Here is a 20,650-nt window from a genome sequence, read left to right on the forward strand (position 1 = left end):
ACACCCGTTGCTGTAAGTCAGACGTCGGTCCAGGACGTCTCCAAGCCGCCGTTCTCGTTGGCATCATCCTCGCTGTCGTGCTCTTCCGACTGCTGTTCAGGATCCGGCTGAGGCTCTGGCGTTTCGGGCGCAGGTGCGGGTTCCTCAGGTTCCCGAAGCGGCTCCACGTCCGGCGAACCGTCGCTTTCGTCGTCAGCAATCCTCGCGTCAGACTTAGGCATACCAGTCTCAACGCTACCGGTCGAGCCATCTAGCCAGGCCTCGATCGGAATCGCCTCTTCGGAATCGACGTCAAACATGAGCAGCTCAGTCTCACCCTCGAGGTCACGGTCGTCGTTCGGCACAATAGCGATCCGGAACGCCTCGGGATCAGGAACCGAATCGTGGCCGTACTCGCGGAACATCGCCTCGGGAATCACGGGCTCGTAGATATACGTCCACTCGTCGGTGAGAGGGCTCTTCGCACCGTACTTCCGTTCGACGTCGCCGTCACGTTCAACGACGTAGTTGGTGTCCTCGGGATCGTAGTGAACAGTCGCCGGCGCGTCGCTGGGATCGCGCTTCCGGTAGTCCTCGGGCCCATCGAACCGAAGGTAGGTCTCGTCGGTGTCCCGGTCGCGACAGACAATCGTTCCGTCCTCAAGCTCGACCCACTTTGTTGAAGCGTCGCCTGGGACAATCGCGAGCTTCTCAATACCGGTATCGTCACCGGACAGCTCGAGCTGCCCACGAGTGTAGAACTTCCGGGCGACTCCTGTCGGTGTCCGTACCGATACAAACGGATCGCTACCGTCGGCACCGAAGATTGACGCAAGGCGCTCGGCGTTGTTCGTCAGCCCATCGTCGCCACCGTCACCGACGACGAAAAGCAGCTGTTCGGGACTCGGGGCCTTCGCCGCGTTCTTGATCGGGCCGCCGGGCTTCGAGAGTCCCTTCGACTCCGCTTCAATATACAATGTATCCGTTCCCGAGAGCTCGAGGACGTCGGGGTACTCTTCTTCAAGGCGCGAGCGAGCGATCTGCTCGCGCTCGTCGTCCGAGAGGTCGCCATCAGGGACGATCGATGGCGGGACCTCACCGACCGCGTCGGGTAACTCATCACCGTCTTGGGTCGGTAACTGCATCTCGTACCCAGACCGTGTCCCCCACTCGTAGACCTCACGAAGCATATGTCGGTGCTTGCTCTTCCCGCCTGATCCACCCGAGCCAGTCTCGAGACCGATCTGACCGCGACCCTCGGGTGTAACCGTGATCTCCAGCCCATCGCTCGTACTCCGCTGCTCGAGAGCACCAACCGCCTCAAGCCGTTCAACGATATTCGAGGCCTGCGTATACTCGAGGCCAGTTGCGTCGGTCACTGCCTGCTCTGCGGCGGGTGTCTCGACCGAGTCAGACTTGGCACGGATCGTCTCGTCGTAGATCGCCTTCAGCGCTGTCTGAGCAGCTTCGACGTCGTCGACATCCATCGGTTCCTCGACGTCCGCTTCGGTGTTCTCACGGCCAGCTGCGTCGGCTGCCTCCGACTGTCCAGTGCCGGTAAAGAACAGATCGTCCAGGACCTCCCGCCCGGACTGGCGTTCGATCCCATAGCGTTCGGTCGACTGTTGGATCAGCTCGAACGCGTCCTCGATCGAGTGCAGCGGCGGGTATGGTGGCGTCAGTTTCGCCATGAACGAGTCGTCCTCATGACGCAGCTTCGTTTGAGCGTGATAGTCGGGAATCTGTGTCAGGTCCTGTGGATCCTTCCCGCCGAACCGATCGGACAACGCTCGAGCTTCGTCGGGTAACAGCGGATTCAGCGAAACTAGCGTGTTACAGTTCGAGAGAATCGCCTGTTGAGCCTCGGCATCCAACTGATGGAGCGTCTGTGTCGCCAACAGCAATCCAAGCTTCTTCGACCGGGCTTTCGTGAGCATCTTGTCGATCTGTGACGCCTCAGTGAGGACGTCGTCACACTCGTCGATCATCAGGAAGTACGGGTCGTAATCCCCGCCGGAGGTGTTCGCCCCTGCAAGCTCGCGAACCTTCTTCTCCGAGGGATTGATCCGGTCGTTCACACAGGTCCAGACGCGGCGCATGACCGCCGTCGCGACCATCCGCTTTGCTTCACCCGGAAGGTCGTTCTTGCAGATGATGATCTTGCCCTCGTTGACTGCCTCCGCGATCGAGACATCGGACTCACGTTGAGCGAGAATCTGGCGCGTGATCGGATTCTCTACCCAGTCCTTTAGCCGACCGACGAGTGCGTCGAGCTCTTGCTCAGTCAACTCCTCAGCGATCTGTCGCGTGTAGACCTCGAGGAACGCGATGTCATCGTCGTCAGCCGACGCAATGAGATCCGCATACTGTCTCCGATTTTCCTCGTCAAGCAACGCGTAGTATAGCTCGAGTGGCGTGAACTCGAACTCGTGGCGAATCATCCCTCGGACCATCGTCTTCATCACACGGTCCATCCGGTTCCCCCAGAAGTCGCCAGCCTTCAACAGCTCCTTGAAGTCGTCGACGATCCCCTCGATCTCCTCGTCGAACCCAGTCTCGTCGGGATCGTGGTAGGTCTCGAAGAGGTTGAACCCGACCGACTTGTCCAGGAAGTCGTCTCCCGGTGCGATGTAGATCACATCGTCCCAGCGGTCTTCCGGCACCCGCCGAAGCAGATCGTAGATATCGTCACCCTTCGGATCGATGATCGTGACGCCGTGGCCGCCGTACATCAATGCGACGGCGTCGTTGTACATCTTCGTCGTCTTTCCGGTCCCAGTTGAGCCACCGTAGAAGACGTGTCGAAAGAGTCGATCAAACTCGACCGGCACCTCGCGACCGGAGCTCTCCGAAACGCCGATCCAGAGTGGCTGTCGAGGTTTGGCTTGTGCGTTCTCGATCATCGCTCGAGGCCACGCGCCGGCGTAGGTTTCGACCTCTTCTTCGACCGGATCGTAGCGTTGTATGGCCCACTCCTTGTTGTTAATCAAAACGGGACTTTTCGGGTCGTCCTCGCCCTCGATCCGAGCGCCAAATTTCTCGAGCTCTTCGACTGGTTCGCCGTCGTCACCGAATGGAAGACTCATGCTATGCGGACACCTCCTGCTCTCGCTCAGAGCCGCGGTCGTCTAGTTCGCGATCGTCATCGGACTCCTGGCGACCGGCGTCGACTCCCAAATCGTCGTACTCCTCGGGATCGGTCCAGGTCGCCGGGATGTCGTACTCCCAGTGGTCGGCGTCCTCGAACTCGACCGACCGACGCTCCTTCTCCCAGGGAACCACCCCAGCGTCGTGGAACTCCGAAAACCGTGGCGCGTTCGCCGGGACGTCGCCGGCGTGAGACGTCAGCGACCAGTCGACGTCCTGCGTGTTGATATCGTCGTTCGGGATATGGATCAGCCCCGCAGCGCCGCGGACACCCATGATCATCTTCCGATCGGCCCGAACGCGCCCGTAGGCTCGCTTCAACTCGGCCAGCAGTGGCTTGTCGTATAGCGGAACGACCTCGAAGCCTTGCTCGGTCTTGCTCTCGTAGTAGCCGTCGAACTGTTGGGCCGTCTCGGCAACGCGCTGTACCGCCGACTCGGGATCATCAGAAACACCGATGATCCGCAGGTTCAGCCGGAATCCCTTCTCGCCGCGCTGTTCGCGAACGATGTTTGAGGCCTGCTTGTCCTTGTTCGACGCCTCCCGCTCCTCCCCGACGATTTCGTACTTCTCGGGGAACAACTCGTACTTGAGTGCATGGAGGAACGACTCGTCTTTCCGCGGACTCTTGAGCTCGTCAGCGATATCGTCAATCGAAGACGACAACAACCCGCCCTTCCACCAGTCGGCCGGGGCCGGCTCGAAGATCGTCTGCACGGAGAGATCAGTCTCGGTATCCGACTCCCGCTCGCCAATCATCTCCGCGGTGATCGAGCCGTAGGGGTCGTTCTCGAACCCCTCGATGTCCATGTGCTTGATCGGATACAGGTGCTTCCCATCCGACCGCTTCCGGAGCCGAAGGTAGGCACCGGCAACGTAGCGTCCCTCTTCCAGCGGCAACAACGCCGGCCGGTCGTGCTCTGATACATCAATGTGAGCATCAGGGTAGAACGTCTCGAGCTGGCGCTGCATCTGCTTCTGGGCCTCGGTCGTCGCCATCACCCACTGGAAGCCGACCAGGCCGTTGATGTAGCGCATCTCAAAGGAATGAGTCGGCCCATCAGCCGATCCGAGGACGCCGCCGCGACCGGGGTTGTGGACGGCCGTCAGCAAGTCGATCGCGTCCTTCGGCCCGCCGCCGTCTTTGCTCGGTTGCACCGCGATCGACTTGCGTTCCGGGAGCTCGCCGTACAGCTGCTCAATCAGCTCCGGCGTAACCTCGAGAGCCTCGTAGCCGTCGCCAAGACCGAGCTTCTGCTTCGTGGCACACACGGTCCGCTTGCCAAGCCCCATCAGACATCACCTCCGCGAAGGTGCTCGGCAAGCGACCACGGGAGATCACGGACAACGAGCCCAATCACGGCGATGAGACCGATAACATAGAGGCCAACCAGCGTGCGGATGACGTTCCGCAGTCCGGTTTCATAGACCTGCACGGTCGGACCAGAATGCACACCCGTGTAGAGCAGTGCCCCACACACGGCGAGCACAGCGGCGCTAATCCCAACGACAAACCCGGCTGCGTATCTCGTATCCGGTCTGATCTGGATCGAATCAAGAGTGCCCCACATCAGGACCACCTCCAGTCACAGATGTCGTCGTACTGCTGTAGATACGACTTGTAGTCCTCGCCGTGCTCGGATGGATCGTACATCAGCGCGACCGCCTCTCGCGGGTTCTGATCGTGGTCCATCCGGACGCGACCAGGGTAACAACCCTCGTCATCAACCCGGAGCAGCACCTCGGAGAACCCATCAGCAAGATTCCCTTTTTGGAGGTTGTCGATCAGCTCCGCTTCATCACTCGAGAGCCCCAGCCGCTTGCCCCACTGCTCGTTCATCCCCTCTACGTACTGGTAGAGCTCCATCGACGAGAGTTCGAGCATGACCTCAGCATTATCCGTCAGATGGACATTGCCCTCGCCGTCGGTGCCGAAGAAGTCCTTATGGCTCTGTGTGCCGGCGCCAATCGACAGATCCCAGTGGCGGTGGTGGCGGTACTTCTGTGACAGCGACTTCACCGTCATGTCGTCACGCAGCAGGTAGTGGAACTCGTCGGCGAAGATCATCCCCGGTTCCGGGCGCGCTTTGACCTCATTGTACAGCAGGTCCAGCAACAGGTGCATCATGAGCCCGCCGCCCTCTTCGTCACCCTCCTTGAGCTGCAGGTCGGCGTAGACGAAGTCCGTGTCCTCGAGATCGACCTCCGTTTGGTGAGCGAGGTGCTCCAGGTGGCCGCCCTCGCGGAACGGCTCGACGTGGTTGTTGATCACCGTCGTCGCCTTCTCCTCGCGATCACGGACCTGGCTCTCGTTGTCGGGGTCTTCGACGTACTCGGCGCCGTCGCTCGACATCTCATTGACGATCTCCATGACGTCGGTCATGGTCGGCGGCTCGCCATCGTAGCCCTCCTGGCGACGGTACTCGGGGTCGTGGGTCTTCGGATCCTCAGTGATCCCCTTCTCACGGCCCGCCTGCTTGAGCGCCTTCGTCCAAATCGCCCGGTACTCCGAGAAGTCGAATCCCTGCATCTTGTAGTAGAGCTCGAGGAAGTCAAGTCCCGAGTCAAGCCACTCACGGTACGGGGCCTCGTGGCCGATCGCGTCGAGCTTATCCTCCGGCGTCGGCTTGATGTCGAACGGGTTGATGTACGTCGACCCGACGACGATCCGCTCGCCGCCGAAGATCTCCTGCAAATTAGCGAACTCCTGGAGCGGATCGATCACCGCCACGAACGAATCGGGGTTGTCGACCTTGTAGCGCCAGAGGTACTGGCTCGAAGTCACAGTCTTGCCGGCGCCGGTCTTACCGACGATCACCCAATTGTACCCCGCGTCACGTTTGTACACGTCGACAGCCAGCGGTTCGTTGGTCGCCATGTTCTCGGCGATCTCCACGCCAGAGGGCTCGTGGAGGTTCGTCGTCGTCCACGGGTTCATCGCCGCCAGCGCCTCGGATCGGACCTTCACCTTCTGATCGACCCGATCCTGACACGCCGGCGCGATTGTCTGGTGGCCGATATCGTGGTTCTGCCGGAGGACCGAGACCTTCGCGCTCATGTCCGACATCTTCGCTCGAATCGAGCGGATCGCCCGCTTGAGCGCATCCGGGTTGAACGATCGGACCTCGATATAGGTTTGGGCTTCGAACATGTCGTGCTCGCTCTGCAAATACGAGTCAAGTGCCGCCTGCGTCTCATCCGCCTCATCCCGGTACCGGCTCGCGAACATCTCTACCCGCGAGTCCTTGACCCGCTCGTACTTCTTTCGGAGCGCGTCGGCGTAGTCCTCGAGCTCCTGCTCGGCCCTGTCCTGGTCGACAGTCTCGATGTGGGTCGCAACGTTCGTCTGAACCTCAGCGTCATCGAACTGGAGAATCGGTTCGAGGAACCCTTCGGGTGGATCCTTCGGGTAGCTCGAGATGAACAGCGTTGCTGCGTAGACCTCGCCGTCGATTTGGAGGTGATCACCACCGCCGTTCATCCAGGAGCGCTCGATCTCTTCGGGAGCCAGCAGCGAGATGTACTGTTCTTCGAGTTCTTCATCGGTCAGCGCGATGTCAGCACTGCCCGGACTCTCTGCCGGTGCCGGGTCGTGCGATACCGAGGACGTCGGTTCGTCAGCCGCCACGCCCCCGTCGGTAGCAGCCTCGGACCGCTCAGGCGAGGACTCTGCCGAGGGATCCGGACCGGTGTTCTCTGCGTGCTGATCGGCGATCGCGAGCTGATTGTGGCGCCGCGACAACGTCGTCCGCGGGTCGCGATCGGCTTCAACATCCAGATGAGCGTAGGTCACGTCGTACTCCGGATCGGACACCTCGCCGGTTTCGACGCCGTCCTCAGTGACCTGTGGCGTCGGAATCGGGTTCTGCCGGACCAGCGACGTGTAGTCCGCGTGGGCGTAGGCATTGGCTGCCTGGTAGTGATCCGCCGCCACCTGCGACAGTTCTTCACTCGGGATTGGGTGTCCGCTGACGTCCTCGAGGCGCCGGATCGAATCACTGATCGTGTCGAGTCGGTCCTCGAGGAGCTCGATCATCTGCGGGATATGCTCGCCCGCTTGCTTGAGCTGGTGGACCTTCCAGTGGGTGTAGAAACGGCCGACGATCGGGACCGACGTCAGCCCACCTTCGACATCGTCCTCGGTCACCACGTCACCTGGCTCGACCTCCACGATCAGGTAAGGATCGACAGTGTACGTCGACAGATCGTACATCGAGACGACGTCGGCTCGCTCTCGACAGAGATCCGCGAGCAGCTTCTTCCCGAAGTCGAGCTCGGTGTAGTCGACCTCGCCAGGCGGAGCTTCGCCATCGGCGGTCGTGACGATTGCCTCTTCGCGCTGGGTGTAGCGCTCGATCCGAGGCGTGTAGTCGACCATCCGCATGTACTCGGCGATCTGAATATTCCCTTTGACCGCTGTATCGAGCACTTTCGCGTAGAAGCGCGACTGTCGCTCCCACTCCTCTTCGCTCGAGGTCACCATGTTCGCCGGCGAAATACGCAACGCGCCGACCACACGACCTTCGTCGGTCTCGACTGCCGGCGTCCCATGGTAGGCTTTCGTAAACTGGACAAAATCCTGACTTCGTACTGGACCCTCTGATCTGTCATCTGGAGAATCTGGACCGCGGACTGACGACAGCAATCGAAGCCCTGCAAGGGGAATTGACGCTGCCGCCCCGAGCAGCGAGTCGTTCGTTGGCTGTTCAATACCAGAATCATCGGGGTTCCTATCGAAGAGCATGATTGGCTGTTGTGAAAACGATCGGAGGACTGTCTCGGCGTAGAACTGAGCGGTCATCCAGGGATCCTTCGCGACGATAAAGCCGAAGCCGGCGATTAGCCAGGCGAACGCCACGAGGTAGGTAAGCGTCCCCAGCGTGCCGCCGATCAGCTGCCGGCCGACGAACCAGATCATCGCCGGCGGCGCGACCGCCGCGAGGACTTCCATCTTGCTCATCCCGAGGACGACCTGATCGCTCGTCCCGGTGTGGATTACTTTGTGGTCGATACCATCCGAATCGCTGGTACTGTTGTCGCTCATTTGCGGTAGTGGTCTAACTGCTGACGGGCCCGGCTAGCCTGCTTCGCGTTCCGAGCGCGATTTTCTCTCTGTTTCGCCGCTTTTCGACGCTGGTTCGGCGTGACGCCGGTCCCGTCTGTCGAGTTCGGGGGAGATCGCGACGACGTCCTCGAGGTCGACGTTGAGCCCGACTCCGAGGACTGACCGCCGTCGGTCCGAATCGGTCGACGAGAGTTGACAGACGATTTCGCGCGCTGTGCTGCCGCCTTCGACCGGTTCGCCGCTGCGGCGCCAGCCTTCGACCCACCACGCTTGAGACGTTCCTTTGCCGATCGAGTCCGGTCGCCGCCGAAGACCGACGCCGGACGCGGCGAGGGTGCGTACTTCGAGATCGCCGAGGACGCGGTCCCGACCGCAGCCCCACGCATCGAGAGGCCGATCAGGAAGAACGACCCGCTCACTGCGAACGGGATCATGACCGCAAGCGCGAAGATCCCGAGCGTAGCGACGAAGTTGAGCAGGTCCCACGGAAAGAGCTGCCAGCCAACGGCGTTTGCGAACGCGAGCAGCACCGCTGTCGGAATGTTCATGACCAGCAGGCCGTACCACTGCCAGATGAAGAACGAACCGACCTGCTTCACCCGACGGTGGCCGCCCCAGTAGGCCAGGATGAAGAATATCGGCAACACGGCCGGGTAGACGAACAGGAGGACGTGCCGAGTCGCGTGGATCAACGCCAGGGAAGCGCCACCGACCCAGCCCTTGAAATACAGGATCAACGCACTCGCCACGCCACCGGAGTACGTCGTCACCTCGGAGTCAAGGACGTCCTCGCCGTCCGGGAGGAACAGCTGTGTCGCTGCGTCGCTCAGCGCGTGCAGCAGCGTCGCGAACTCCCAGATTGCGACAATCATCAGGACGACGAAGACCCCCGACGCGAGTATCGAGCCGACCTTCCGGCGTGTAATCGCTGTGACCGCTGGAGCGACCAGCATCAACAGCGCCAGGAGGAACATGATCGACATCGCCATCGGCATAACCAGCCCGAGGTAGATCTCTTCGTAGACCGTCACGTAGTTCTCCGACGCGAAAGCGTCGTATTGGCCGGCCTCCGTGTTCGCCGGCGTCTGCTCACCTTCCTCGATGGCTTCCGGCGTGCCGAGGATTCCGAAGGCGCCGTCGTTGTTGATCGTCGGTGTCCCGAGTGCCTGGTTGAAGACCTCCTCGACGAACATCGTCATAGCCGACGCGAACATCTCGGTCAGCCGCTCCCAGACTTGCTCGGCAGCGTCGGCAGGGTTCAGCGCGCTACTCGCGGTGTCCCCGATCGTGTCGGTGATCCCGCCACCTAGGGGCGATCGGCTGTCGCCTTCCAGTTGCTCCTGTGCTTCGGAGAGCTCCTGGTATTCCTCCGGCGTGATCGTACCGTTCTCGAGATCGTCCTGAGTGACGCCGTCGACTGACTCTACGGCTTCAGGATCGAACCCGTCGCCATCGGTCTCGTTCTCCTCGAGGCTGACGTCGTCACTGGGACCGAAGTCCGAATCACCCGATGCACCAGTTTCATCGTCTTCGTCGTCGGCCTCGTCGGTATCGTTCCCTGGCGGACTCCAGACACTCACATCCTCGTCATCGACGTCCTCGGTCTGGAGTACCACACCGTCCGGCGCCAGGCCGGCGTCAGCAGCAGCGAGGCCTGGTACAGCGAGTGCTCCCGCAGTACACAGCACTGCGACAACGAGGATGATTCGGAGAAGTTTCATGGAGTTAAAGAGTTAGACGAACGGCGAGCAGCCCTCTCCGACGCCGGGACCGTCGGCGTAACCGAGAGCGATGTCGATAAACTGGACGAAAAAGATGAACGCAATCACACCGACGATCGGGCCGACCATCATCAGGCTCCCAACCGCCGTCGATCCAGTGAACAGCGGGACCGCCCGGAGGACGAGTCCGAGCATGAAGATCACGAACAGCGCCCCGAGCAGGACTTGCCAGGCCATCATCTGGACGTCGAAGATCATGAGCCCAAAGCCCTCCCCACAGATGTCCGTCCCATCGTCCTGTGCCGCCACCGACTGGGAAGCGACCAGCGAGACGGCCCCCATGAGGACCGTCGCTCGAACCGGTGTGAGCAGTCGGCGGTGAATCGCCATTGCCGACCTCTGGCTCTGGTTTTCTCTGAGTTCCTCGAGTTCCAAACGACTCTCGTGGGCCGACCGCAGGACCCACAGCAAGAGCTTCTGCAACAGTATACGATTCTTACTAGCATCCGAATCAGGTGTGTGTCCAGTCATCGTCTTCCTAACCGATGAAGCCCCACAGGTATAACCCATCTCAAAGCACGTCATTAGTGAGGCTTCTCTAGTTGTTATTCGATCTTAGACAATAAATCCATCCCTCATTGGCACCGCTTCAACAACTAGTCTTTTATATAATAAGAGTCAACTCAGCGTATCCTGGTATGCACCATAGCAAATTCTCACCCTCATCCATTGGGTACAGGAAAGTACTATGACGAGCACTGACAACGAAGACGATCTCAAATCGGTTAACATCGAGGTCCCGGGTGCCGAGAAGAAGCGATACGTCTCAGTCGACATGCCTCGCGATCAGTACGAGCGGCTCGACGAACTCAAGAGTCGGAACGGACTCACTTGGCGCGGGCTTCTTATGCATACCCTCCGCAGCCTCGGTTCGTTAGAACCCGACGGGGGGAGTCAGTACGAACAACTGAACGAGACACGGCAGCGCCACGGATTTACCTGGAAGGGGATGCTCCTGTACGCTGCTCGCGATCTCGAAGACAACTGACCAGCACTCTCTTCCGACACTACGAGAGGCCGAACCCGACACCGAGGATCAGGAGAACCATCCAAATTACGCCCCCTGAGACACGCCGGAGCGCACCGTGGTTATGTGGATCCCCACTGAGAACCCAGATAGCCACACCGCCTGCAGTGAGGGTGAGCGCTGAAAGAAGTTCGGATGACACAAACGCTGCGTAGGCGGCGAGGAACGTCAGCACTGCGGTGAACCTCGCAGCAGCGGCGTTAGATCGTGTGAGTAGTCCTGGCATTTTCTATGACCCACAGTATAGTCTCACTCTATAAAGATATTTTCCACACAGAGAGCTAACAGTAGATAGTAGCACGATCGCTTTAGGATGTGAATCTGAACTGGTCGGTTTGTTACGTGCAGATGCGCACCTCACTTCTAGTAGTTAACAATACTAGTAGAGATTACTGCAAGTTTTAATTAGAACGGATGACTCTTAGACCTGAATCTTCTCATGTATAGATGGACTTGTCACTATGAAGAGTTCACGGCGTGAGGTTCTTGGTACTATTACGACAGCAGGAGTTGTGGGGTACGTATCACGAAGTAACACTGCTTCCCAAGAGGAGACAAATCAGAAAATTGGTTTTCCACTGGAATTTGCATGGGACACAGAATTTAGTGGCGTATCACATCACGTCAGTCGTTCTGAGGAAACGGTGTTTGTTGGAGTTGGCAGGGAGTCTATCGATGATCAGATCATCGCGCTTGATTTGATGTCAGGGAGGGAACAGTGGACAATTGACGTGTCCTCTATAGTTGGTACTCCGATTTATGATTCCGACAGTAACTACGTCTTCACTTCTGTCGGTAATGCTGTTGCTGCGTACGATTACGACACACAGGAGCAGGTCTGGCAAACTCAGCTTCAATACGAAACTACATATTACATAGTTCATCCTTTCGAAGATTTCGTGCTTGCGGAAAATTACGAGATTGATACACTGGGAAGGGACCGGTACGAGTACAGACATAGCCAACTTGTTGCACTTGACAAATCGACCGGGGAAATCAAGTGGCGTATCGAGAGCCAAACACGGTTGATTCTAGTTGGAGAAACCGATGATACGCTTTATTTGAGCCAGGGCGCGGACGTGTTTGAGACTGATCCGTATCAGCCTCTTGAACTGACACCAGAAATCACTGCCCTCGACAAGGAGACTAAAGATGAACGGTGGACAAGCCCCCCGCTTGAGGACTTTGAAACCATCCTAGATGGTTTTGACCAAGGAATCGTCTGGTTGGCTACTAATGGTCGTGCCTCAGCCCTTGACAGCCAGACTGGTGACACCTACTGGGAAACTCAACTCACGCCTGCCACTCCATCATCTGTTGGGCAAGCCGGACCATATGGATTTGTTCTAGATGAGTCTGATACCATCACCGCTTTTGCAGCTAGTGATGGAGAGATTGTGTGGCAACAGTCATACGAGGAAAGTAGTGGCCAGTTCGCGGTCACAGAGGATACGCTAATCAATCAAACAGATAGCGGATTTCAGTGCATTGATACAGTGACGGGCGAGGTGATTGATACCTATAGTATCGTTGGGCCGGTAGAAACGGTCTATGGAGACGTCGAGACGGTTGCAGTTCAAACAGAAAGTGGTATTCATCTGTATCATGGGCAGCGATACCTGACAGATTCTGCACTAGACGATGCACGGGGTATTGGTCTTTTGCACGGATCAGTCCTAGCCACTGTATCTGGATATGGAGAAAAACTTACCGCGGCGGAAATCGCGTTTGAAGAACGACAATACTCACGCGCACAGGAGCTTGCAGAGTCGGCAGAACGCCGAGGTCGACTCATCACCGGTGGGGCAGGGATAGCAGTTCTAGGGCTTATTGGAAGCATTGGTGCTGGCACCTATCGCCATCTTCAACGACGGAAGTACTGGAATCAGATTCAGACCGACTACGAAACTACGGTCAAGAAAGCCGTCACCCTCCAAGATACACTCCCTGAGTATAGCGATGCGGTAGAACATCGGATTGAGGACGGGGCCCCAGACCAGTATGAATCACTCGATGATGCCCGTCAGGCTGTCACTGACCTCGACAGATTTCTCGAGGTACTCGACAACTACGCAACTGTCAGAGACCAGATAACTGAATTGCAGAAGAGCACCGACTGTGATATCTGGTACGTCATCAACCAAGAAGAGAGACTCACTGTGGAACCATCGACACCAGTCATTGGTCTGGACCAGGATGTCGATCGACTGCAAACCATCGTCGAGGCTACCGCCGAAACTCTCCGGCAGAAAACAAAGGTCGAACAACAGGCCGCAGAGGTCGGTAGTGCTGCTGACGACTACGACTGGATGTCGGCAGTAGATCAGGCTGAGCAGGCGCTTCGAGAAGGGGATTTGGACCAGATACGGGATGCACAGGAATCGCTCTCGACAATTAACACGACGCTGGAGATGATTGAGCAGCGACAGCAGTTGGTCGCCCGAATTGACTCCGAAGGCCGGGTCGCAGGAATCAATCAACTACAGCTCCAGAACCGCATCGAAGCAGAGCCGTATCCAGCTGATGTATCGGGGGCGGTTGACCGAATGGAAATCTACGATGACCTGGTTACATGTATCGAACGGATAGCGGTAGTTGTCCGGTGGGAAAGCAGGGTGGCAACAGATGATATTGTTGATAATATTAACAGTCAAATAGAGAAAAATGAACCGGACTCAGATCTGCAAGCGAAGATCGCCGAACAAGTCAACGAACTTGAAACGCTTCGCGAAGCAGCTACTCAAGCCTACGATGCTCTCGACGATCTTTGTTCGGCACAGGATAGTCAGCAGACAACCCCTGAGGTAAATGAGCTAGAAACGGAGTTACACAAGGCGCTTGTGGCGGGGGATGCCGAACAGGTAGACGACATCAGTAAACGCCTCCAGTCTATGGTAGATGCGACGTGGGAACTTAACGATGTGATCGAATTTGACTGGCAGGAATTCGAGAACTTAGTCGCCCGGCTGTACGAAGACAAAGGATATGACACGAGAGTGACTCAGCGGGCAGATGACCGGGGTATCGACATCATCGCAGAAAATGGACAAAATCAGCTTATCATTCAGGCTAAACGCCATAGTTTCGGGAATAACGTGGGGCGTCCTACTGTTCAAAAAACAATAGGGGCATTATCCGGAACCTCTGCTAATATGGCCGTTATTGTCACGACTGCGGGGTTCACTCAATCCGCGAAAGAAGAAGCTGGGCGTCACATAGGACGTATCAAACTGGTGAACGGGCCACAGTTGATAAGTGAATTAAACAAATCACATCTGACACCGGTTGCCTACGAAACTCTACAGTCTGACGGCCTGCCATGATTAGTTTCATGTTTCTCTATTCAGGAGGGTGTTCTTAACAAATTCTATATATATAGATTAATTATCAATTATCTGCTTGCCCTGTACGGAACGATTGCTCGACTAATCTGGTCGGTACACCTCAATGGCTGTGTTATGTAGGATTGCGAACCTAACGATGTGTGTTTACAGAAAAGACAGGCTAAGTGCCTCGGGGCCTGACTCCGAGAGGTTCGCAGCCTTGGCTTAGTCACACCCGTTGTGAGGACGAAGGTGAACGCGACCGCCGAATCTGTGTTATTCACACTGCTACTACTTCTGAAACAGGAGGCTCCTCCTCATAGTTGTCACTAGAAGAGACAGCGACGTCGACTGGGAAGTCGACGACCAGGTTCGCTCGTGTCTGTCTTCCTCTCTTATTGGGGCCTATCTTGTCGTTCTCACGCGGTTCCGGCTGTTGGCTTGGTCACAACAGGTGTGACGCCACCAGCACTCGGTGCACCATCCTCGAGGAGATCGAGGTGACAGTACCGGTCCTCGAGCAGACCGGTTGCGGTCTCGCGATCCATGGTCAGAATTTCCTTGGACGGTTGCTTCGGGCTCACCTGTCGTGTTCGTTCTTCGAGGTCCGAGCCACCGAGATTTTGCATCGCTTCCCAGACACGCGTGATGGTCGTGCCATGGGGCTGTTCACCCATGATTGCGATTAGGGCCTGGCGCACGTCCTCGCGAGTGAAGAAGACGCCATCACCGGTCGTGCGTTTGGTCGCGAACTCTTCCCACCGTTTCGCGACCAGTAGCGCCCGGTAGGTGTTCTGTTCGCTACGATCGTCGACGAACCGTTGTTTGACCTTGTACTGACGGCAGTTCGCGAAGAAATCCAGCGGGCTTGTCGACGGCTCGACGTCGCCGGGCAGCTGTGCCGTCTCACTAGCGGTGTCGGCACCATCGTCCTCTTCGATAGTGGCTTCGATCTGGCAGGCTTTCGCGCTGGCAGAGCGGGCGATCTCCTTTGCTTCCTCGGCCCGTGATTTGGCCTGGGTGGCGTTTTTCGCGAGGTCCTTGCGGGTCTGATCGTTCTCGTCGAGTCGCTCTTCCAGATCGTCGATTCGTTCCTGCTGGGTTTCGACCTGCCGTTCGAGCGTCTCCTTTTCGGTCTCGAGTTCGTCGACTCGCGAGCGGAGTGTTCGTAGTTCCTTGGTCAGGGTCTGGATGATCGTCGACTGTGCGTCGCTGTCGGAAGTCGTGTGGTTGGAAGACATCGAGTTAGTGATCGCGAAAAATCGCTGTACGAACGATACGCGTCGCTGTGCGGCCACTGTGGTCGGTCGGCTTGGCAGCCGGGACTCCGGACACGGTGGAGTCCCTCCACTCGCGGGCTGCTGGCGGAGTGACCGACATTGAGTGCCGTGCTTAGTCGGCGTCGGTCTGGGTGGCCTGTTCCTCGGAGCTATTGATGTCAGCCCCGTCCGGAGTGCTCATCGGTGATCGATGGCTGTCGAATCCGTTGAGACGTGGTGGCAGGGTCTCGATCTCGACCCCGTCCGTCTCCGCCGGCTGGGTAGTTGGAGGGACGTCCTCGTCGGTCTCGAGTGCGGACTGGCTCTCGGCAGGTTCACTCGCGTCGCGCAGCTCCGGTTCAAGAACGACCAGCTCGGTCTCTTGCGTGGCCAGATCAGTCTGGGTGCCGAGCCGGCACGTCACTAGGAGCTCCGTACAGCCAAGCGTCGGGCCGGTAATCGCGCTGGGATCACAGCCGGCGCAGTAGGCACGGTGAACCGTCCAGTGGTCGCTGTCGGCTGGCTTCGAGACCAGGACGGTGGCGACGTCGCCCTCGTAGAACTCGTAGTCACACCACTGGCAGTGGGTGGCGCCCTGAGTACCGACAGGCAGTCCCGCGGGCAGTTGCGCGGGCGTAGCCTCGAGCAGCATTAGTCGTGGCCTCCGTGGAAGCGGGTGACCAGTTCGAGACGGGCCCGTGGAATCGGTGCGATAATGAGTTCCGAAACGCTGGGCGCCGTTGGATTGGGGTAGGCGACCCGGAGGATTTCGCTGGTGGGGTCGTACTCGGGGTGGACGTCGGCACTGGTCGCGGGCCCCATCCCGATCGGGTACTCGTTGGCGGGGATCTCCGTGTGTTCGAGGACGAGCAGCGTCTGGGTGGGCATCTCGCGATCGCGGACGTGGTCGCCGACGCGCAGGCGCGGGCGGTCGTCCGGCGTGGTGGTGTCGCTCGAGGCCATCTAGATCGCCTCCGCCGTGGTGAGCGAGTCCGCGAGCGTCTTGTAGAGGTGCTGGGTCGTGAAGCCCCGCTGGGTCTGAATGTAGTCGATCCAGTCGTTGATCGATCGGTTGAGGGCCGCGAGGTCGTAGCGGTAGGTGCGGTCGGCGTTGTGGATGACGTGGATCGTTTCGTCGGTCGTTCGGTAGATGTGGTGTGCGTCCTCGGTGTCGACGCCGACGAGAATGTAGTCCGGTCGAGGGTCGGTACGACTGCGAGCCGAAACCGTTTCGGGTGTGCGTGGTTGAATTGACATTGGTCTTGCCACAAGACCGAGGTCGGCTGTGCCACCAGCCGGCCAAGAGTTTCTCGGCGACCCTCGGTCTGTACTTCACAGTTCACGCTCCAAGTGTATAAAAGTATGCAACCATACATGCATACATTAATTGTGCTACGTGAGACACGTAGATGTATGGTGGCGGAGACAAAATCATCGGCCATGTCCGAGTACACGAGCATTAGGGTTACTACGGAACTTGCTGATGAACTATATGAGCGAAAGTCTCGAGGTGAAAGTTATGAAGACGTCATTTGGCGGCTACTGGAGGAAGAAAATGAGGAATAGTCGGCTTTATTGAAATCATTCACTATTAATATCAAAAATAAATAATTTCCATCACTCTCAAGAAAGCAGTTGGGATCAGCTACTATACGCAGATATCCCTTCGAAGACCTTGGTTAAAATCAGATTTAACCATGGGTGTTTAGGAGGGGCGACGCTGTACCCCACAGACGAATGCCTACTCCGACTGATCGACGGCCTAACTCTCAGGGTTCCGCCGTCCGAGAAGCGGTCTCTCGCTATCTCGAGCGCTCGATCAAATCCGACGGCTCGAAGGCGACCATGCGGCCAGCACTTGAGCGATTCGCTGCGTTCTGCCAGCGTGAGGGAATCGACGAGATTCGCGAGCTCGAGGCGGGCGACCTTCGGGAGTTCGGGTATATGCTCCGTGAGGGTCAAATCGACGGCGAGATTGCGGCGTCGACAGCAAACACGTACTTCGCGTACGTGCGGGCGTTCCTCTCCTTTTGCGTTCGTGAGGAACTCCTTGATGCGAACCCAGCGAAGACCAATAAGGCGACTGAGTACCTCCCAGAGGATACAAACGACTCCTCGAGTCAGTTCTGGACACCGGAACAGCGTCAGGCGATCGTGAACTATGCGACTAAACGCGTCGATATGGCGAACGACGGCACCATCCGAACCGATCCGTTGACGGCCTCGCGAGATCGGACGATCGTAGTATTGCTTGCGGAGACTGGCGCCCGAGGTGCGGAGTTGTTCGACGACTCCAAGGACGAGAAACGTGACGGCATTACCTGGGGCGACGTCGACCTCGAGAACCATGTCCTGTCCGTCTTTGGAAAGTCTCGCAATCGCGAAGAGGTTCCGCTACCGAAGGCTGCTCGCGACGTCCTCAAGCGCCACCGCAGGTACACCGATCCGTCGACTGACGAGTGGCCGGTGTTTCCGACCGGCCAGTTTCAGTCGAAACACGGTGTCCTTGAGGATGAACTCGGTGAAGATCGACTATCGAAGGCGTTTGAGGAGAGAGGCGATATGTCGAAGACAGACGTCCTTGACAATCTGCTCCGTGAGCACGAGATTGCACCGCCGTCAATTTCCAAAGAGGGTGCACGGCGAGTGATGAAACGCCTCACAGACGAGGCGAACATCGAACTCGGCGACGGACACGAGTATCTCAAGCCCCACGGCGCACGTCGTGGACTCGGCGCCGAACTGTACGCGCTCGGTGAATCCGAAAAGGCCCAACAGGTATTGCGTCACAAATCGATTGAGACGACTCACGAGGCCTACAGCGACCTCAAAACGAAAGACCTTGCTGAGTCAATCGATGAGATTCGGGAGTAGTCCTTACGAACTCTTTATGTATATTGTCCGTTCGGAACTATAGCTAAATGGTGCGAACCCTTTTTATACCGTGTTGAATACGTGCTGAGTCACAGTTAGAGAGGTTCACAGTGCGGCTCTATGTTAGAGGGACGAACACCGACCACTCTACGAAACTGTCGGGACCTCCTCTTTATATACTAACTATTTGTCGGGTACAATAATCCTACGTGCTCACAAATGAGCGTTAGAGAACTGCGGTAGAACTAATTTAGGAGCACTGTCGTCTATACATAAGGATACTGTCTAGTTGAGCCAGTCTGAGAAATGAACAGGTCGTTGAGTGAATCGGTGAGAATGCTCGTAGACCTGCTCAGCGAGAGCTACGACGCGGATTTAGAAGAATGTTGGGAGAACGAGCAGACATCTGTCAGTGGCTAAAATTCTTCACGGATCTGTGCTGATTTCACGCTTAAACTGATTCCACATATTCGAGTTCTAAATTACCTTCTAAATATTGTATCCCTTTCTCAGTTACTTTGAATACACCTTCAGAACATTCTTCTACCACATTTATTTGCTCAAGCAGTTGGATTCGATCTTTTACATACTCTTTTTGGTAAGGTAACTCATCAGTCACAACTTCTTCCTTACAATCATCTTTCTCTCGGATCAGCTGAACAATGTAGTAATCTCCAATGTGTTCTGCAGACCGAATATTCTCTACTGTATGTAAAGTTTGGAAGAACAACCAGATTAGCTTAGCCGATAGGATCTCATCATCGGAGAAGTCGGTGTTCTTGCCATGAAGGATCTCCACACGTTGCTGCCAGAGAACACTGGCATAGTAGCTCCTGTAATCATCCTCAATCGCAGGGATGTGTTGAGGACTTCCCTCTCCTTTCGCTACAATCGTCACTCCTGTGGGATCGTCTTCCTCCGTGTAAAGCCCGAGTTCTACAGCTGCATCTATGAAGATACCATCTAATTGAGAAAGCAGCGTTGGGATCGAAAGAGCATATCGACCTTCTTGATGTGCATCTAAAGCTTCGTCGACGATAGGCTGGCGTTCCGAGTACTCGTCGAAGGTGGCGAAGTACTCTTTGAAGTCTTCTATGTCGTCCTCGTCTTGAAGCTGTGCCGCAAGCAATTCAGCTGCTGCCTCATTTCCCTCTTGTTTATAAACTTCGAACAGATCCAAGAAAACCCCGAATTTTACGTCTCTAAGCCATTTGAATTCGAAATCAGATTTCTCTATCTCTTGGTACTGCTCCCCGAGTTCACGCAACGGCTCGAGGGTTTCCGCAAACATATTAGAAAAATCGAAGAGATGGTCAGGAAAGAGATCTTCCGGCTTTACTACTGGTGTCAAGGTTTCCATTACCATTTGGTTGTAGTCCGGTAGAGCGAATGAGAGTTGTTTGGCGACACTTTCTGTCGAGAAGTTCAAAGCGGGTTGTACTGCTTTTGCCATCGCGGAGAGTCCAGGATCAAAATCGAAGTCCTTCATTGCCTCCGCCATCGGATTCGGCGGGTTCGCAGGTAGTTCTTGATCCAGATCAACGTTTTCAAGACTGATTTCTCTGAGCCGTGAGCCTATGTATGCTCGAATATCACCCTGTGCTTCTTCGATTGTTCGATCATTTTTGTCCGCCAACTCCTCAATAGAGGATCCGGTGAAGTACTGAATCCCCATAATAGAGGCTCGGCCAGCTACCTCTCCTTCGCCTTCTGTAAAAATTGCTGTATAGATGGAAAGCAGCTTTCTGGATTCCTCTTCAGTGATCCCGAGTTTATCGGTGACCTCTTCAACGGCTTCTTCTGGAGTGTTAGCACTTGTTTCTCGGAATGCCGAGCCTACCTCTCTTACCTTTCTACATTGTTCGTACTCTATTTGTTCCAGATTCTCCTCTCGGCGTTCCTCTGCGATCCGCTTGAGTTCTTCAGCACTGCTAATCACTTCTTCCTTAGAGAGGTCTTCATCAGTCATCTAGTTGGACGAAGTGTTTTGACCGGATCTACTTGGCTTTAATCAGAAGGATTGAAGCTATGTAGAGTAATTAAAGAATTCTGTTTAACGACGTCGACATTCTCCCGGATAACCTGATAGCGAATCCATTGACGTCGAATGCGATGGATCACGGCGAGCGTCATTTCGGATAGAAACGCCTGATTGCGCTTTGTTGATAGATCGGCGCGCAGTCCCTGTAATCGAA

At 56.7% G+C, this 20,650-nt stretch carries 14 protein-coding genes; 3 read left to right on the forward strand and 11 right to left on the reverse strand.

The window, feature by feature from the left end:
* Window positions 1–17 precede the first annotated feature (17 nt).
* The 6 genes from NATOC_RS05615 to NATOC_RS05640 form a co-directional block, all read right to left on the reverse strand.
* Window positions 18–3,065: a type IV secretory system conjugative DNA transfer family protein gene (locus NATOC_RS05615; RefSeq protein WP_015320459.1), complete on the reverse strand. Its 3,048-nt coding sequence runs from the start codon at window positions 3,063–3,065 to the stop codon at window positions 18–20.
* A gap of 1 nt (window position 3,066) precedes the next feature.
* Complete coding sequence (locus NATOC_RS05620) at window positions 3,067–4,419, reverse strand: hypothetical protein (RefSeq protein ID WP_015320460.1); 1,353 nt, start codon at window positions 4,417–4,419, stop codon at window positions 3,067–3,069.
* On the reverse strand, window positions 4,419–4,697 hold the full coding sequence (locus tag NATOC_RS05625) for a hypothetical protein (RefSeq protein WP_015320461.1): 279 nt from the start codon (window positions 4,695–4,697) through the stop codon (window positions 4,419–4,421). Before NATOC_RS05625 ends, NATOC_RS05620 begins: the two co-directional genes overlap by 1 nt.
* A complete protein-coding gene (locus NATOC_RS05630; RefSeq protein ID WP_015320462.1) occupies window positions 4,697–8,170 on the reverse strand; it encodes a VirB4 family type IV secretion system protein in 3,474 nt (1,157 codons plus the stop codon). The genes NATOC_RS05625 and NATOC_RS05630 overlap by 1 nt, the downstream gene beginning before the upstream one ends.
* Window positions 8,167–9,807, reverse strand: a complete 1,641-nt coding sequence (locus NATOC_RS05635; protein ID WP_157224589.1) for a hypothetical protein — start codon at window positions 9,805–9,807, stop codon at window positions 8,167–8,169. The genes NATOC_RS05630 and NATOC_RS05635 overlap by 4 nt, the downstream gene beginning before the upstream one ends.
* 117 nt (window positions 9,808–9,924) lie before the next feature.
* The gene (locus NATOC_RS05640) at window positions 9,925–10,302 is read right to left on the reverse strand and encodes a hypothetical protein (RefSeq protein WP_245549687.1); all 378 of its coding nucleotides are present in this window, start codon (window positions 10,300–10,302) and stop codon (window positions 9,925–9,927) included.
* 358 nt (window positions 10,303–10,660) lie between these two features.
* Here NATOC_RS05640 and NATOC_RS05645 point away from each other — a divergent pair, with 358 nt between their 5' ends.
* Both NATOC_RS05645 and NATOC_RS05650 read left to right on the forward strand, forming a co-directional pair.
* Window positions 10,661–10,960 carry a hypothetical protein gene (locus tag NATOC_RS05645; protein WP_015320465.1) on the forward strand — a complete coding sequence of 100 codons (300 nt, stop codon included), beginning with the start codon at window positions 10,661–10,663 and terminating at the stop codon, window positions 10,958–10,960.
* Window positions 10,961–11,460: 500 nt separating this feature from the next.
* Window positions 11,461–14,322, forward strand: a complete 2,862-nt coding sequence (locus NATOC_RS05650) for a restriction endonuclease (protein ID WP_015320466.1) — start codon at window positions 11,461–11,463, stop codon at window positions 14,320–14,322.
* A gap of 419 nt (window positions 14,323–14,741) precedes the next feature.
* Here NATOC_RS05650 and NATOC_RS05655 read toward each other — a convergent pair whose 3' ends face one another.
* The 4 genes from NATOC_RS05655 to NATOC_RS05670 all read right to left on the reverse strand — a co-directional run bounded on the left by NATOC_RS05655 (window position 14,742) and on the right by NATOC_RS05670 (window position 16,838).
* Window positions 14,742–15,563 carry a coiled-coil domain-containing protein gene (locus NATOC_RS05655; RefSeq protein ID WP_015320467.1) on the reverse strand — a complete coding sequence of 274 codons (822 nt, stop codon included), beginning with the start codon at window positions 15,561–15,563 and terminating at the stop codon, window positions 14,742–14,744.
* Between the two features lie 151 nt (window positions 15,564–15,714).
* Window positions 15,715–16,233: a hypothetical protein gene (locus NATOC_RS22765; RefSeq protein ID WP_015320468.1), complete on the reverse strand. Its 519-nt coding sequence runs from the start codon at window positions 16,231–16,233 to the stop codon at window positions 15,715–15,717.
* Window positions 16,233–16,544 carry a hypothetical protein gene (locus NATOC_RS05665; protein ID WP_015320469.1) on the reverse strand — a complete coding sequence of 104 codons (312 nt, stop codon included), beginning with the start codon at window positions 16,542–16,544 and terminating at the stop codon, window positions 16,233–16,235. Before NATOC_RS05665 ends, NATOC_RS22765 begins: the two co-directional genes overlap by 1 nt.
* The gene (locus NATOC_RS05670; protein ID WP_015320470.1) at window positions 16,545–16,838 is read right to left on the reverse strand and encodes a hypothetical protein; all 294 of its coding nucleotides are present in this window, start codon (window positions 16,836–16,838) and stop codon (window positions 16,545–16,547) included. It lies immediately after the preceding gene.
* 588 nt (window positions 16,839–17,426) lie between these two features.
* On the opposite strand from NATOC_RS05670, the gene NATOC_RS05675 reads away from it, so the two are divergent.
* Entirely contained in the window at window positions 17,427–18,455 is a 1,029-nt protein-coding gene (locus NATOC_RS05675; RefSeq protein WP_015320471.1) for a tyrosine-type recombinase/integrase, read from the forward strand.
* A gap of 451 nt (window positions 18,456–18,906) precedes the next feature.
* On the opposite strand, the gene NATOC_RS05680 is transcribed toward NATOC_RS05675, so the two are convergent.
* Window positions 18,907–20,424, reverse strand: a complete 1,518-nt coding sequence (locus tag NATOC_RS05680; RefSeq protein WP_015320473.1) for a hypothetical protein — start codon at window positions 20,422–20,424, stop codon at window positions 18,907–18,909.
* Between the last annotated feature and the right edge of the window lie 226 nt (window positions 20,425–20,650).

This window comes from Natronococcus occultus SP4, from assembly GCF_000328685.1.
GTDB classification, from domain to species: Archaea; Halobacteriota; Halobacteria; order Halobacteriales; family Natrialbaceae; genus Natronococcus; species Natronococcus occultus.

What these genes read in the sequence shown, in the direction of transcription:
- NATOC_RS05615 (WP_015320459.1), bottom strand. Translation starts at nt 3,065, where the DNA reads ATGAGTCTTCCATTCGGTGACGACGGCGAACCAGTCGAAGAGCTCGAG.
- NATOC_RS05620 (WP_015320460.1), bottom strand. Translation starts at nt 4,419, where the DNA reads ATGGGGCTTGGCAAGCGGACCGTGTGTGCCACGAAGCAGAAGCTCGGT.
- NATOC_RS05625 (WP_015320461.1), bottom strand. Translation starts at nt 4,697, where the DNA reads ATGTGGGGCACTCTTGATTCGATCCAGATCAGACCGGATACGAGATAC.
- NATOC_RS05630 (WP_015320462.1), bottom strand. Translation starts at nt 8,170, where the DNA reads ATGAGCGACAACAGTACCAGCGATTCGGATGGTATCGACCACAAAGTA.
- NATOC_RS05640 (WP_245549687.1), bottom strand. Translation starts at nt 10,302, where the DNA reads ATGGCGATTCACCGCCGACTGCTCACACCGGTTCGAGCGACGGTCCTC.
- NATOC_RS05645 (WP_015320465.1), top strand. Translation starts at nt 10,661, where the DNA reads ATGACGAGCACTGACAACGAAGACGATCTCAAATCGGTTAACATCGAG.
- NATOC_RS05650 (WP_015320466.1), top strand. Translation starts at nt 11,461, where the DNA reads ATGAAGAGTTCACGGCGTGAGGTTCTTGGTACTATTACGACAGCAGGA.
- NATOC_RS05655 (WP_015320467.1), bottom strand. Translation starts at nt 15,563, where the DNA reads ATGTCTTCCAACCACACGACTTCCGACAGCGACGCACAGTCGACGATC.
- NATOC_RS22765 (WP_015320468.1), bottom strand. Translation starts at nt 16,233, where the DNA reads ATGCTGCTCGAGGCTACGCCCGCGCAACTGCCCGCGGGACTGCCTGTC.
- NATOC_RS05665 (WP_015320469.1), bottom strand. Translation starts at nt 16,544, where the DNA reads ATGGCCTCGAGCGACACCACCACGCCGGACGACCGCCCGCGCCTGCGC.
- NATOC_RS05670 (WP_015320470.1), bottom strand. Translation starts at nt 16,838, where the DNA reads ATGTCAATTCAACCACGCACACCCGAAACGGTTTCGGCTCGCAGTCGT.
- NATOC_RS05675 (WP_015320471.1), top strand. Translation starts at nt 17,427, where the DNA reads ATGCGGCCAGCACTTGAGCGATTCGCTGCGTTCTGCCAGCGTGAGGGA.
- NATOC_RS05680 (WP_015320473.1), bottom strand. Translation starts at nt 20,424, where the DNA reads ATGACTGATGAAGACCTCTCTAAGGAAGAAGTGATTAGCAGTGCTGAA.